This window comes from Streptomyces sp. NPDC079020, assembly GCF_044542225.1.
In the GTDB taxonomy this organism is placed as follows: Bacteria; Actinomycetota; Actinomycetes; order Streptomycetales; family Streptomycetaceae; genus Streptomyces.
The window spans coordinates 89,281-103,054 of record NZ_JBITUB010000007.1; the positions used below are offsets into that span (position 1 = coordinate 89,281).

Here is a 13,774-nt window from a genome sequence, read left to right on the forward strand (position 1 = left end):
CCACCCCAGAGGAGCAGCACCACCATGTCCGTCGCCCCGCATCTGCGTCTGCCGCCGCCCGACCGGCTCCTGTCCTCCCGCACCGGCTGGACGCGGGCCCACTGGGAGGTGACGGCGGACCGGATGCTGGACGCGCTGGTGCCGTACGCGACCCCCGGCCTCGCCCAGTACCGGCTGCCCGGCCGGTCGAGCTGGTCGGGGGTCGTCTCGGACGGGCTGGAGGGGTTCGCCCGCTCCTTCCTGCTCGCCGCGTGCCGGATCGCGGGGGCGGGCGGGGCTGTCGACCCGGCGCTGATCGAGCGGTACGCGACGGGGCTCGCCTCCGGTACGGACCGCGACAGCGGCGAGGCCTGGCCGGAGCTGACGGACTGCTCGCAGCAGATGGTGGAGGCCGCCTCGATCGCGGTCGCGCTGCACGAGACCCGGCCGTGGATCTGGGACCGGCTGGACGCCCGGGTCCAGGAGCGGGTCGTCGACTGGTTCTCCGGGTTCGTGGGCGGGCGCACCTGGGACAACAACTGGCGGCTGTTCCAGGTGGTGTCCGAGCAGTTCCTGGCCTCGGTGGGCGCTCCGCACAGCCGCTTTGACATCGAGTCCAACCTCGACAGGATCGAGGACTGGTACGCCGGTGACGGCTGGTACACGGACGGGGACGGGCGGAACTTCGACTACTACATCGGCTGGGCGATGCATCTGTATCCGCTGCTGTGGTCGCGGATGGTGGCTCCCGGTGACGACGGGGGCCGGACCGCCGTGTACCGGGAGCGGCTCAGCCGGTTCCTGGAGGACTACCCGCACTTCTTCGGTGCCGACGGCGCTCCGGTGCACCAGGGGCGCTCGCTGACGTACCGGTTCGCCGCCCTCGCGCCGGTGTGGATGGGTGCGCTGGCCGACTGCACCCCGCTGGCGCCGGGTCTCACACGCCGGCTCGCCTCCGGCACCATGCGGCATTTCGCGGAGCGCGGGGTGCCGGACGAGCGGGGGCTGCTGACGCTCGGCTGGTACGACACGTTCCTGCCGTCCACCCAGCCGTACTCGGGGCCCGCGTCCCCGTACTGGGCCAGCAAGGGTTTCCTCGGGCTGCTGCTCCCGGCGGACCACGCGGTGTGGACGGCGCGCGAACTGCCGCTGCCGGTCGAGGAGTCCGACCGGTACACCGCGCTGCCCGCGCCCGGCTGGCTGCTGCACGGCACCCGGCACGACGGCATCGTCCGTCTGGTCAACCACGGCAGCGACCACAATCCGCCGTACGACCCCGCCGGCGACCCGGCGGGCGGCGAGGAGGACCCGCACTACGCGAAGCTCGCCTACTCCAGCGCGACCGCGCCGGAGTCGGCCCCGCACGCGGTGGCCCGGGGCATCGACAACCACCTGGCGCTGCTCGCCCCCGACGGCACCCCCAGCCGCCGCAGCCGAATCCATCCGCTGCACTGCGGGGGGCGAACGGCGGCCTCCTGGTACGCGGCCCGGCTGCCGGGCGACGAGCAGCGGTACCGGATCGCGACGACGAGCGTGCTGCACGGCCCGTGGGAGATCCGCGTCCACCACATCGACGCGCCCGAGGGGGCGGCAGTGCGGGAGGGCGGTCACGCGGTGGCGCACACGGAGCGCCCGGTCGCGACCTCCGGGCCCGGCTGGGCCATGGCCCGTACGGCGGACGGGCTGAGCAGCGCGGTGGTCGCGCTGTACGGCTGGGAGGGCGCGACGGGCATCGACGGGGCCGGGGCGGAGGTGGCCAGGGATGTGCAGTCCAACGCGTACGGGCCGTACTCCGCGATCCCGTATCTGCGCAGGGACCGTCATCCGGGCGGCCGGAGCATCCAGGTGTCCCTGATCGCGCTCTCCCGCGACACCCTGCATCCCCAGGCGCTGCGGGACTCGGTCTCGGTGCGGGTGGCCGCCGGGGGAACGTCGGTGGTGCTGGCCTTCCTGGACGGCACGACGGTCGAAGTGACGGGCTGACCGGCGAGTGGCCGGGGCCTGGACCGGGGCTGGGGCCTGGGCCGGGGCTGGGCGGCGGAAGCGGATCGGGCGGGTGACGGCACGGTCAGCGCGGGGGTGTCCCCCTGCGGTCGATCTGGACGACGATCTCCTGGGCCAGCGACTTGATGGTGGCGAGCCCGGCCCGCCCCCAGGGGCGCGGCACGGTGTCGACGGCGCAGACGGTTCCCAGGGCGATGCCCGTGCGGTCGATGAGGGGTGCTCCGAGGTAGGAGCGGATGCCTATCTCGTCGACGACCGGATTCCCGGCGAAGCGCGGGTAGTCGCAGACATCGTCCAGGACGAGGGCCTTGCGCCGGACGAGAACGTGCGGGCAGTAGCCGTGGTCGCGGGCCATGTAGCGGGCGCTGCGGCCGCTGCCCGCCGCGGCGGCGCCGAGGTCGGTGCCGCGCCGGTTGCCCGCGGGGGTGTGCAGCCCCGCGAAGAACTGCCGGTTCTCGTCGATGAAGTTGACCATCGCGAAGGGGGTCGCCGTCATTTCGGCGACCTTGTCGGCGAAGGCGTCGAAACTCTCGAACGAGGTGTCGGCCCGTTCCCCGAGACCGAGGGCACGCAGCCGTTCCGCGCGGACGAGGCCGTCCCGGTCGACCGGCGTCAGCAGGAGGCGGCCGCCGGAGAAGTGGTTCACGGATGGGCTCCGAAGGTCTGGAGCAGGGCCGGGGAGGAGGTGGCGTTGATCAGGTGCTGGACCAGGGTGACCAGCGCACCCGTGCCGGAACTGGCGATCCGGGCGTCGCACAGGACGACCGGCACTTCGGGCCCGAGGTCGAGCGCGGCCCGTACCTCGTCGGGTTCGTAGCGGTAGGCCCCGTCGAACTCGTTGACGGCGACGATGAATCCGATCCCGCGCCGCTCGAAGAAGTCGACCGCGGCGAAGCACTCCGCCAGGCGCCGGGTGTCCGCCAGTACGACGGCCCCCAGCGCGCCCTGGGAGAGTTCGTCCCACATGAACCAGAAGCGCTCCTGGCCGGGGGTGCCGAAGAGATAGAGCACATGCCGGTCGGAGAGCGTGATCCGGCCGAAGTCCATGGCCACGGTGGTGGCCGTCTTGGACTCGACGCCTTCGAGGCTGTCGGTCGCCGCGCTGACCTGGGTCAGCAGTTCCTCCGTACTCAGCGGGGCGATCTCGCTGACCGCGCCGACGAACGTCGTCTTGCCGACGCCGAAGCCTCCCGCGACCAGGACTTTGAGGGCGACGGGGAAGAAGCCGGAGGCTCCGGTGCTGTCAGAGCTGTCGTCGTAGACCATCGAGCACTGCCTCCAGCAGGGATCGGTCGGTGGGAAGGTCGTGGAAGGCGGGGGCGTGGGCGGTGACGGCTCCGCAGTCGACCAGGTCGCACAGGAGGACCTTGGTGACGACCGCGGGAAGCCGCAGGAGCGCGGCGATCTCGGCGACGGACATCGGCTCCTCGCACAGCGCCAGGGCCTCGGTGTGCTCGGGGCCGAGATGGGCCCGGGGCTCGCTCCCGGTCGCCATGATCAGGGAGAGCAGGTCGAGCGTGGCCGACGGCCGGGTGCGGCCGTTGATCACGGTGTACGGGCGGATGAGCCGGCCGGCCGCATCGTCCAGCAGGGGCCCGTCCTGCGGGGCCGGCATCCTCACAGCCCCGGGGTGAACGGCGCCCCGGCCGTCTGCCGCAGCGGGGTCACCAGATAGGGCCGGACGCTCTTGACCAGCATGGCCATCTCGTAGCCGAGCACGGCGGCGTCCGCCTCGCGCCCGGCCAGGACGGCGAGACAGGTGCCGGATCCGGCGGTGGAGACGAACAGCAGTGTCGCGTCCAGTTCGACGACCACCTGCCGTACGTCTCCGTTGTCGCCGAACCTGGCCCCGGCGCTGCGGCCCAGGGAGTACAGCCCGGCGGCCAGCGCCGCCATGTGGTCGGCGCTGTCGGGATCCATCCCGTGGACGGACTTCACCAGCCCGTCGGCGGAGAGCAGAACCGCGCTGCGCGTGTAGGGCACGCGCTGGACCAGCCCGCTCAGCAGCCAGTCCAGGTCAGAGACCTGACCGGACGGCATTTCGCTCGCCATGGTGCATCTACTCCTTGAAAGTGGTGTCTTCTCGGGGGTTCGGAACGACCGGGCCCCTGTCCGGGAGACAGGGCTCGGGCTCGTGGGGTGCGTACTGGTGCGGTGTGTACTGCTCCGATGCGTACTGCTCCGCCACGGGCTGATCCGGAACGGGCTGAGTCGGTACGGGCTGAGTCGGTACGGAGGGCGGGCTCTGCCCCCGTACCGGCAACGGGGCCAGGGACTCCAGCGGGGCGTCCAGCGCGCTGGGCGCCGGTGTCCCGAATCCGCCGCCCGCCTCGTAGGCGGCTCCGGCGCCCTCCTCGGCGGACTGCGCCTCGGCGAGGCCGACCCCCCGCCTGAAGGCCGCCATCAGCCCCGGATCGTGCAGGGCGTGTTCGCCCTCGACGCGGGGGACGGGCGCTTCCCTCAGCTGGGGGACCAGGTTCTCCTGGTTGGCCCGCCTGGGCAGTTCGGGGCGGAGCTCGGCGTTCGACGGCCCGTCGGCATGTTCGGAGGCCTCGTCGCGTTCGACACGTGCGACGCCTTCGACGCGCTCCGCGCGCAGTGGCAGCGGTGGGCCCTGGCCCTCGCGCGGCGTCTGCCGCGGGGGCTGTGGCAGACGGGGCGGGTGCTGCTCCGAGGGGTACGCCGGTGGCTGCTGCGCCCCGGTGATGTCCTGGGCCGGTGGCCGGTGGACCGCCCCCGGCGGTGGGACGGGGGCGGCGTCGGGGGTCGCCGGGCCGTCGATGTCGATGCCGAGCAGATCCTGCGGCAGGACCAGCACCGCCTGCGTGCCCCCGTAGATATTGCTCTGGAGGCGGACCACGATGCCATGGCGGCGGGCCAGCGCCGAGACGACGAACAGGCCGATCCTGCCGTCCTGGAGGAGATGGCCGACATTGACCTGGTCGGGATCGGCGAGCAGGGCGTTCATGCGCTTCTGTTCATGGGCCGGCATGCCGAGCCCGCGGTCCTCGACCTCCAGGGCCAGCCCGGCCGTGACGTGCTGGGCGCGCAGCAGCACCTGGGTGTGCGGGGCGGAGAACACCGTGGCGTTCTCGACGAGTTCGGCCAACAGGTGGATGACATCGGCGACGGCGTGCCCGCGCAGGGTGCCGTCGATCGGCGGCACCAGCTTCACCCGGGGGTACTGCTCGACCTCGGCGATCGCCGAGCGCAGCACCTCGGTCATGGTGACCGGGTTGCTCCACTGGCGGCGGGAGACGGCTCCGCCGAGGACGGCGAGGTTCTCCGCGTGGCGACGGATCCGGGTGGCCAGATGGTCGACATGGAAGAGGCCCTTGAGCAGGTCGGGGTCCTCGACCTCGTGCTCCAGCTCGTCGAGGATCTGGATCTCGCGGTGGACGAGCGACTGCAGGCGCCGGGCGAGATTGACGAAGACCTCGACCTTCTGTTCGTTGCCGGCGTTGCTGAAGAGCTGGGAGGCCTCGACGACGGCGGCCACGGCCGCCTCGTGCGAGCGGCCCATTTCCTGGCCGAGCAGATCGAAGGCGTCGCCGCCCGGGGCGGGGTCCGGCGGCGGCCGGCCGGCCACCGGTTCGCCGTTGCGGAGCCGCTCCATCACCTGCTCCAGCTCCGCCTGCGCCTGCGCGCCGCTGCGGCGGAGGTCCAGGGCCCGGTCGAGCACTCCGGAAGCGACCCGGCCGGCCCCCAGGCAGGCCGCGGCGACGGCAGCGACGGCGAGCGCCGCCGATCCGCCGAGTGCGGCCCAGAGGCTGCCGGAGGGGCTGACTGCGCTGGAGCGGATGGTGAAGATGACGGCCGCGGCACCGCTCAGCAGGGCAGCGACCGTCGGAAGCAGGGCGGCGCGCAGCAGCTGAGGGCGTATACGGACATCGGGGGGCGGCTGCGCGGAGCGGGGCCTGTTCGTGGCCGAGTGGGAGCGTGCACCCGGGCGTCCGTGCCGCCCGCCCTCTCGGCGTTCCGGTCGCGCGTCGGGTGCGCGAAGTTGAGACATCAGGGTCCTCGGTACGTGGGACACCGGGAATCGGCGTTCATGCGGTGGCACCTGCGGTGGTCGGTCGGACTCGGTGGATCGGTCGGGCGGGCTCACGGAACATGAGCCCACCGTTGCCCACCGGACACACACGGTAGTCGTCAATCACGCATGCGCGACGGGCAGTTGTCGAACTTGCCGGCCATCCGTCCCGCTCTGGTATGACCTCTCGCACGAGCGACCGATTACGCCGCACCGACGCCCGACTCCCGGGGCCGACGCCTCGGACCACCGCAGACGCCGGGCGTCGGGAAGCCCGCCGCGCCCGGTCGGCCGCAGCATCGGCCGGCGCCCGATGCGTTCGTCGCGGAAGATCCTCAGGTAATACCCTGCCTGGGAGCGCGTGGTGCCCACCGTCTCGGCACGTTCCCCTTGCGTCACACGTCAGTTGACGCGAACCACGTCCCCGTTTCCCGCTCCGGCTCGATGGGCGAGCCGCAACAGCACCTCGGCCGACCGCCGCTGACCGCCCATCGGCATTGACCGGGCGAACGCATTCCCGCCCACCGGTCACCACCGGCACGCGAGAGCCGAGCGTACGCAGCCGGACCCTTCCGGACTGCTCAAAACTGTGCCTCCGGCGGCCGGCCCCGTACCTTGCGGCCGTCCTGTGTCCGTCCCCGGCCGTTACGGCGTCGGGGCGACCTCGGCCCGCCCGGAATCCGCTTCGGCCGCCGGGGCCGCCCCATGCCCCGCCCCGGACCCGCCCGGCGCGATCCCGGGCACGTCCTGTGCCGTCCGCGCCGCCCCGGCGGGCCGGTACTCGATCGGCCGCGGCGCCACCGCACGCCACCAGGGCTCGGTGGGAACGTGCTGCCCCGCCGGTTCGAAGGGCTCGCCCGGACGGGGCAGGGCGAGCCGCTGGCCGGCGTCGTCGGCCGCGGCGAGTGTGCCCTCGCCGGGCTCGGCCCACGGGTGCGGGGCGAGATTGAACGTGGCCCAGTGGATCGGCAGCATCACCCCGTGGGGCCGGCCGCCCTGGAGGTCCAGGTGGGCGCGCATGCCCTCGGCGGGTGTCATATGGATATCGGGCCAGTACTCGCTGTACGCGCCGATCTGGATCATCGTCGCGTCGAACGGGCCGTGCTCGGCACCGATGTCCGTGAAGCCCTGGAAATAGCCGGTGTCGCCGCTGTGATAGATCCGGTGCTCGGGTCCCGCGACCGCCCAGGACGCCCACAGGGTGTGCTGCCGGTTGCGCAGCCCGCGGCCGCAGAAGTGGCGTGCGGGGGTGGCCGTCAGGCTGATCCCGGAGACCTTCGCGGTCTCGTTCCAGTCGAGCTCGTGCATCCGGTCGGCGGGCACCCCCCACCGCTCCAGATGGGCCCCCACGCCGAGCGGGACGGCGAAGACCGTGTCCGTGCCCGCCAGTGACCGGATCGTGGGCAGATCGAGGTGGTCGTAGTGGTCATGGGAGATCACGACGACATCGACCGGCCCGAGCGCCGCCAGCGGCAACGGCACCGGGTGCAGGCGCTTGGGCCCGGCGAAGGCGAACGGGGAACAGCGCTCGCCCCACACCGGGTCGAACAGGACCCGTCGGCCGTCGATCTCGGCGAGGACGCTGGAGTGACCCATCCAGGTGAGCCGCAGACCCGTGGCGGGCGGTTCGGCCAGATCGGCGAGGGTGGTGGGGTGCACGGGCACGGTACCGGCCGGCGCCCTGCGGGCCCGCTGCTCCTTGTGGAAATAGATCTTGGCGAACTCCAGCGTGGAGCCGGACGGCCTGGTCCGCGCCCCCACCGGGTTCTGGAACACTCCGTCGGCGAAGTTGGGCGAGCGGCGGATGCGCTCCATCCTGGCTCCGGCCGGATCGGCGCCGAAGGCCTCGGTGTGCATCGAACGCAGTTTCGTACGGAACGGAAGCAAGTAGTCGGCGCCGGTCACAGCATCTCCTGAGGGAGTCGGTGTCGTTTCATTATCGTCGGGCTGTACGACAGGGCGAGAGCAGAGCGGTGAACGGAGCAGCGCGCCCGGCGCCGTGAGCGGCCGGTGATTCTTCAGGCACGCGGCCACCCGTACACATGGCCGACACGCGGGGCCGGCGGTACCCGGCCGTCCCGCTCGCCGATGCGTCGCGGCAGCGCTTCGCGCGCGGGTTCGCATTCCGTCATGCCGACTCCAACGTCCGTGCACACCGCAGGATTCCGCCCGGCCCGCCGCCCGATGTCACATCCCGCGGGCCGCCGTACGTCTCCTCGGTGCAGCGCCCGTATCCGGCGCCGGGGCACCGCCCCCCGCGCCTCACCTCATCAGGAGACCGGTCATGACAGCTCGCATCTCGCTCGATCCGCCCCGCAGCGCCCTCTACCGCGCCGTGTCCTGGTACTCGAACCGCACGTACGGCAAGGTCATCGACCCCGTACGGGCCACCGCCCACCACACCCGGGTGCTGTGGGCCGGCCTGCGCTTCGAACTGGCCGTGGGCCGGTGGAAGGCCCTCGACCCGGACCTCAAGGCGCTCGCCGTCATGGTGACCGCCTCGTCGGTCGGGTGCGGCTGGTGCATGGACTTCGGCTACTGGACCAACCGGCAGCGGGGCATGGACGCCCGCAAGCTGCGGGACGTACCGCAGTGGCGCGGGAGCACCCTCTACAGCCCGCTGGAACGAGACGTCATGGAGTACGCGGAGGCCATGACCGCCACTCCGCCGCAGGTCGGCGACGAACTGGTGGACCGGCTGCGGACCTCGCTGGGCGAGGCGGCGCTGGTCGAGCTGACGACCATGATCTCCGTCGAGAACATGCGCGCACGCACCAACGCCGCCCTCGGCCTGACCAGCCAGGGCTTCAAGGACCACTGCGAGGTGCCGGGCCCGCCGGAGGGCGAAGCCGCCGGTCAGCGGTGACCGCATGCGGCCGTAATCGCTTTGACAGGGGCGCCGGCGCTTCCCGATACTGACCGACGGTTCAGTAAAGCGACCCGTTCGCGGAGGGAGGCAGCATGTCCGTTCAGACCGGCCGCACGTCGCTGACCGGCGGCGAGGCGATCGTCCGCGCGCTGGCGGCACACGGGGTGACGCAGGCGTTCGGCATCCCCGGCACGCACAACCTGGAGATCTACCGGCATCTCGGGCCGTACGGCATCGGTCATGTCGCGCCCCGCCACGAGCAGGGCGCGGGATACGCCGCCGACGCGTACGCGCGGGTCACCGGGCGGCCCGGGGTGGCGATCACCACCACGGGTCCGGCCCTGCTCAATATCGCGGCGGCGGTCGGCCAGGCGTACTCCGACAGCATTCCGCTGCTGGTCGTCTCGCCCGGCATGCCGCTGCGCCACCCCCGGCAGGCGACCGGTCTGCTGCACGAGATGCGCAGCCAGACCGAGGCCCTGCGGGGGGGTCGCCGCGTTCAGCCACCGGGTGTCCTCGGTCGAGGAGATCGGCTCCGCCGTGGCACGGGCGTTCACCCTGCTGCGCCACGAGCGCCCGCGCCCCGTCCACATCGAGGTGCCGCTCGACCTGCTGGAGGCCATGGAGCCGGCCGGTCCGGTCCGGCTCGCGCCCCCCATGACCCGGCCGGGCGCGGGCGGACACGCGGTGCGCGACGCGGCGCGGGTGCTGCGGTCGGCCGAGCGGCCCGCACTGGTGCTCGGCGGCGGCGCCCGGCAGGCCGCGGCCGGGTGTCTGTCCCTCGCCGAACAGCTCGGCGCCCCCGTCGTCACCACGGCCAACGGCAAGGGCATCGTCGACGAGACGCATCCGCTGGCGCTGGGGGTGTCCCTGCACAGCCCCTCCGTCCAGCGGTGGCTGACCGGCTGCGACGCGGTGCTCGCGATCGGCACGGAGCTGGCCGAGTCCGATCTCTGGTCCGCGCCGCCCGCGCTCTCCGGGACCCTGATCCGGATCGATCTCGACCCGGCGCAGATGTACGCGGGACCGCCCCCCCGGCATCCGCTGACCGGCGATGCCCGAAGCACCGTCGCGGCGCTGCTGAAGGTGCTCGCGGAACCGTCGGGCGAGGACTCCGGGGCCGCGGACGGTGCCGGCGGGGACGTCCGGCCACCGGACCCCGCCGGCCTGGTGGCGGCGCTGCGCGCGGGGCGGGACGCGGAGACGGCGGACCGTGACGCCCGATGGCTGCCGTATCTCCGCGCCGTACGCGATGTGCTCGCCCCGGACGCGGTGCTCACCTCCGACAGCGCCCAGTGCTGCTACTACGGCGCGCTGCCGCATCTCCCCCTCGGCCCCGGGGGGCGCTTCCTGCACCCGACCGGCTTCGGCACGCTCGGCTACGCGCTGCCCGCCGCCATCGGGGCGAAGACCGCCTGCCCGCAACGCCAGGTCGTGGCACTGAGCGGTGACGGCGGCCTGCAGTTCTCCGTGCAGGAACTGGCCACCGCGGCGCAGCTGGGGCTGCCGTTGCCCGTCGTCGTCTTCGACAACGGCGGCTACGGGGAGATCCGCGACGGAATGGCCGCCCGCGGCGACCACCCGGTCGCCGTCGACCTGCCTCCCGTGGACCTGCCCGCACTGGCCCGTGCCTACGGCGGCCGCGGCAGCCACGCCGACTCCCCCGCGGCTCTCGCCCGCGCTCTGTCCCTGGCCCTGACCACCCCTGGGCCCACCCTGATCACCGTGACCGAGGAGCCTGTCCGATGAGCGCACCGACGGCGTCGACCCCTTCCGCCGCACCCCTCACACCTGCCGCACCGAATCCGCAGGGCCCTCTGATCTCCCTCACCTGGACGGACCACGTGACCGGCCGCAACGGCTACCTGGTCGTCGACCGGCTGGTGCGCGGCGTCTCCAGCGGCGGTCTGCGGATGCGCGAGGGCTGCACCCGGGCGGAGGTCACGGGACTGGCCCGCGGCATGACGATGAAGGAGGCGCTGCACTACGACGCCGCCGACACCCGGGCCCGCTACATCCCGCTCGGCGGCGCGAAGGGCGGCATCGACTGCGACCCGCGCGACCCCGCGGCGTACGGCGTCCTCGTCCGCTTCCTGCGGGCCGTCCGCCCGTACATCGAGAACGTCTGGACGACCGGTGAGGATCTCGGGCTCACCCAGGACCTCGTCGACCGGGCGGCGGCGGAGGCCGGGCTCGTCTCGTCCATCCAGGCGGTCTACCCGCTCCTGGACGACGAGACGGCGGCCCGGCAACGGCTGGCCGCCGCCTTCGCGGTCACCGTTGACGGGATCGGACTCGACGAACTGGTGGGAGGCTGCGGCGTCGCCGAGTCGGCACTCGCCGCGCTGGACCGCGCGGGTGTCCCGTACGAGAACACCCGGGTGTCCGTCCAGGGGCTCGGCACCATGGGCGGAGCGACGGCGCGCTTTCTCGCGCGGGCCGGCCTCAGGGTCGTCGCCGTCGCCGATGTGAAGGGAACGATCGCCAACCCGGAGGGCCTGGACATCGAGGCACTTCTCGGGGCGCGGGACGCCCATGGGACGGTGGACCGCGGTGTGCTGCGCGAAGGCGACCTGGAACTGCCGCGCGACGCCTGGCTGACGGTGGACGCGGAGGTGCTGGTCCCGGCCGCCGTCTCCTACGCCGTCGACGCGACGAACCAGGCCGGCATCACGGCGCGCTGGGTCGTGGAGGCGGCGAACATGCCGGTGCTCGCGGAGGCCGAGGAACTGCTGACGGCACGGGGGATCACGGTGCTGCCCGATGTCGTGGTCAACTCCGGGACGAACGCCTGGTGGTGGTGGACCCTGTTCGGGGACATCGGTCCCGACGCCGACCAGGCCTTCGCGCACACCCGTCGCGCGATGCGGGACCTGATCGACCGGATGCTGGCGCGCGCGGACGCCGACGGCTCCACCCCCCGGGCCGCGGCACACGCCATCGTCGCCGAACGCCTGCCGCTGATGGCGGAGCGGTTCGGCTGGTATCGGTAGGCCGGAGTCCGGAAACCGCGCTTCAGCGGCCCTTCCCCTACAACCTTGGGACCACCCAGGGAAGTTGTGTCATTCCCTGGGTGGAGAAAGGTGCACCCCGGCGGGGGATCCGCGGGCGTCGCCGGTTCCTGAAGGATCTTTCCTGTCCGAACATAAGACCGGAAGGATCGATATTCGTGCGCAGACGACGTCTCGTGCCCCTGTTAGCCGTGAGCGTCATGGCAACGCTGGCTCCCGCGCTCGCCACCTCGACGGCCACCGCCGCTCCGGCCACCGCCGCGTCGGCCGTCTCCTCGCCCACCGCGTCCTCGCCCGCCGCCGGCAGCGCGCTGGAGCGGTACGTGAAGCAGAAGCCGCGGTGGAAGCGGTGCGAGGCCGACGCCCCGGCCGAGTTCGAGTGCGCCACGATCAAGGTCCCGCTGGACTACCGGGCTCCCGGGGGCAAGCGGATCGACATGGCCATATCGCGGATCAGGACCACCGGGCCCGGCAAGCGGCACGGTGTCCTGCTCTCCAACCCCGGCGGCCCCGGGGGGCCGGGGCTCTCCATGCCGCTGGGGATGAAGGAGGGCCTGCCCGAATCCGTCCGGCAGAAGTACGACCTCATCGGCTTCGACCCGCGCGGAGTGGGGCGGAGCACCCCGGTCTCCTGCGGTCTGACGCCGCAGGAGGAGGAGTGGCTGCGGCCGTACAAGGAGGAGACGTTCGACAAGGACGTCGCCTGGGCCCGCACCGTCGCGGACAAGTGCCGGGAGAACGCGGGCGGCACGCTCGCGCACATCACCACGCGCAACACCGCCCGCGACGTGGATCTGCTCCGGGCGGTCCTCGGTGAGAAGAAGATCTCGTACCTGGGGTACTCGTACGGCACCTATCTGGGCGCCGTGTACACCCAGATGTTCCCGGGCCGGGCCGACCGGTTCGTGCTGGACAGCGCGGTCGATCCGGCGCGCGCCTGGCGAGGGATGATCCAGTGGTGGGCGGAGGGCGCCGAGCCCGCGTTCGACCGGTGGACCGAGTGGGCCGCGGCGCGTTCGGAGAAGTACGGCCTCGGAGACACCCCGGAGAAGGTCGACCGGACCCTCTGGGACCTGGTCGCGCGGGCCCAGGAGACTCCCATCGTGGTGGACGGGCAGCCGCTCACCGGTGATGACATCCGCACCGGTATGCGGGTGGCGGTCTTCACCCCGGAGTACGCCACCGAGGGGGTGGTGGAGCTGAAGAAGGCGGCGGCGGGCGCGACCGTCTCCGCGAAGAAGCTCGCGCCGTTCACCGGAGCCGGGGGAACCCGGACGGCGGGCGATGCCGCCGGGACACCGGCCGACAACATGACGTCGAGCTTCTGGGCCGTGGTGTGCGGCGACAACTCGGCCGCGTGGTCCCGCGATCCGGAGACCTACCGGCGGGACGCCATCGCGGACAGGGCCCGGTACCCGCTCTACGGTGACTTCGCGTCCAGCATCAAGCCCTGCGCCTTCTGGAACAGGTCCGTGGAACCGGCCACCGAGGTGAACAACAAGGCCGGCTCCCTCATCGTCCAGAACGAGTGGGACTCGCAGACCCCGCTGCCCAGCGGCCAGGCCCTGCACGCCGACCTGAAGCGCTCGAAGATGCTCACCGTCCTCGGCGGCGAGGGCCACGGCGTCTACCCCAACGGCAACGCCTGCACGGACGGCGCGGTCAACCGCTACCTGCTCACCGGCAGGCTCCCCGCGAAGGACATCACCTGCGAGGCGACGGCCCCGTCGAACGCCGAGGCCCGGAAGAACCAGGAACAGGACACGCTCCCCGGATCACCGCTCCCGGGGCGCGCCCCGGACCGGTTCTGATCCCGGGATCACCATCCATCGCCGCATGGGCCGTTGACGTATGACCCATCGCCGCACGGCCCATGAC

At 72.6% G+C, this 13,774-nt stretch carries 11 protein-coding genes and 1 pseudogene; 6 read left to right on the forward strand and 6 right to left on the reverse strand.

All coding sequences use genetic code 11. The features are described 5' to 3' along the window. Window positions 1-24 precede the first annotated feature (24 nt). Window positions 25-1,962 (forward strand): DUF2264 domain-containing protein, encoded by a 1,938-nt coding sequence (locus ACIGJO_RS16510; RefSeq protein WP_399958362.1) that lies wholly within the window; start codon window positions 25-27, stop codon window positions 1,960-1,962. 85 nt (window positions 1,963-2,047) lie between these two features. On the opposite strand, the gene ACIGJO_RS16515 is transcribed toward ACIGJO_RS16510, so the two are convergent. From ACIGJO_RS16515 to ACIGJO_RS16540, 6 genes are all read right to left on the reverse strand, one after another. Then, on the reverse strand, window positions 2,048-2,629 hold the full coding sequence (locus ACIGJO_RS16515; protein ID WP_399958365.1) for a GAF domain-containing protein: 582 nt from the start codon (window positions 2,627-2,629) through the stop codon (window positions 2,048-2,050). Further along, window positions 2,626-3,249: a GTP-binding protein gene (locus ACIGJO_RS16520; protein WP_399958368.1), complete on the reverse strand. Its 624-nt coding sequence runs from the start codon at window positions 3,247-3,249 to the stop codon at window positions 2,626-2,628. Before ACIGJO_RS16520 ends, ACIGJO_RS16515 begins: the two co-directional genes overlap by 4 nt. Next, window positions 3,227-3,598 carry a DUF742 domain-containing protein gene (locus tag ACIGJO_RS16525; protein ID WP_399958371.1) on the reverse strand — a complete coding sequence of 124 codons (372 nt, stop codon included), beginning with the start codon at window positions 3,596-3,598 and terminating at the stop codon, window positions 3,227-3,229. The genes ACIGJO_RS16520 and ACIGJO_RS16525 overlap by 23 nt, the downstream gene beginning before the upstream one ends. Window positions 3,599-3,600: 2 nt before the next feature. Next, window positions 3,601-4,035, reverse strand: coding sequence for a roadblock/LC7 domain-containing protein (locus ACIGJO_RS16530; RefSeq protein ID WP_329946090.1), 435 nt, complete (start codon window positions 4,033-4,035; stop codon window positions 3,601-3,603). Window positions 4,036-4,042: 7 nt separating this feature from the next. Then, window positions 4,043-5,995 (reverse strand): ATP-binding protein, encoded by a 1,953-nt coding sequence (locus ACIGJO_RS16535; RefSeq protein WP_399958376.1) that lies wholly within the window; start codon window positions 5,993-5,995, stop codon window positions 4,043-4,045. Between the two features lie 666 nt (window positions 5,996-6,661). After that, a complete protein-coding gene (locus tag ACIGJO_RS16540) occupies window positions 6,662-7,921 on the reverse strand; it encodes an MBL fold metallo-hydrolase (RefSeq protein WP_399958379.1) in 1,260 nt (419 codons plus the stop codon). A gap of 379 nt (window positions 7,922-8,300) precedes the next feature. Here ACIGJO_RS16540 and ACIGJO_RS16545 point away from each other — a divergent pair, with 379 nt between their 5' ends. The 5 genes and pseudogenes from ACIGJO_RS16545 (at window position 8,301) to ACIGJO_RS16565 (ending at window position 13,707) form a co-directional block, all read left to right on the forward strand. Further along, window positions 8,301-8,882 carry a carboxymuconolactone decarboxylase family protein gene (locus tag ACIGJO_RS16545; RefSeq protein ID WP_399958382.1) on the forward strand — a complete coding sequence of 194 codons (582 nt, stop codon included), beginning with the start codon at window positions 8,301-8,303 and terminating at the stop codon, window positions 8,880-8,882. Window positions 8,883-8,977: 95 nt separating this feature from the next. After that, window positions 8,978-9,259: pseudogene (locus ACIGJO_RS16550) on the forward strand (thiamine pyrophosphate-binding protein); the annotation flags it as partial. Window positions 9,260-9,395: 136 nt separating this feature from the next. Further along, window positions 9,396-10,634 carry a thiamine pyrophosphate-binding protein gene (locus tag ACIGJO_RS16555; protein ID WP_399958384.1) on the forward strand — a complete coding sequence of 413 codons (1,239 nt, stop codon included), beginning with the start codon at window positions 9,396-9,398 and terminating at the stop codon, window positions 10,632-10,634. Continuing rightward, the gene (locus ACIGJO_RS16560; protein WP_399958388.1) at window positions 10,631-11,878 is read left to right on the forward strand and encodes a Glu/Leu/Phe/Val dehydrogenase dimerization domain-containing protein; all 1,248 of its coding nucleotides are present in this window, start codon (window positions 10,631-10,633) and stop codon (window positions 11,876-11,878) included. The genes ACIGJO_RS16555 and ACIGJO_RS16560 overlap by 4 nt, the downstream gene beginning before the upstream one ends. Before the next feature lie 218 nt (window positions 11,879-12,096). Beyond that, window positions 12,097-13,707 carry an alpha/beta hydrolase gene (locus ACIGJO_RS16565; RefSeq protein WP_399958988.1) on the forward strand — a complete coding sequence of 537 codons (1,611 nt, stop codon included), beginning with the start codon at window positions 12,097-12,099 and terminating at the stop codon, window positions 13,705-13,707. Window positions 13,708-13,774 lie beyond the last annotated feature (67 nt).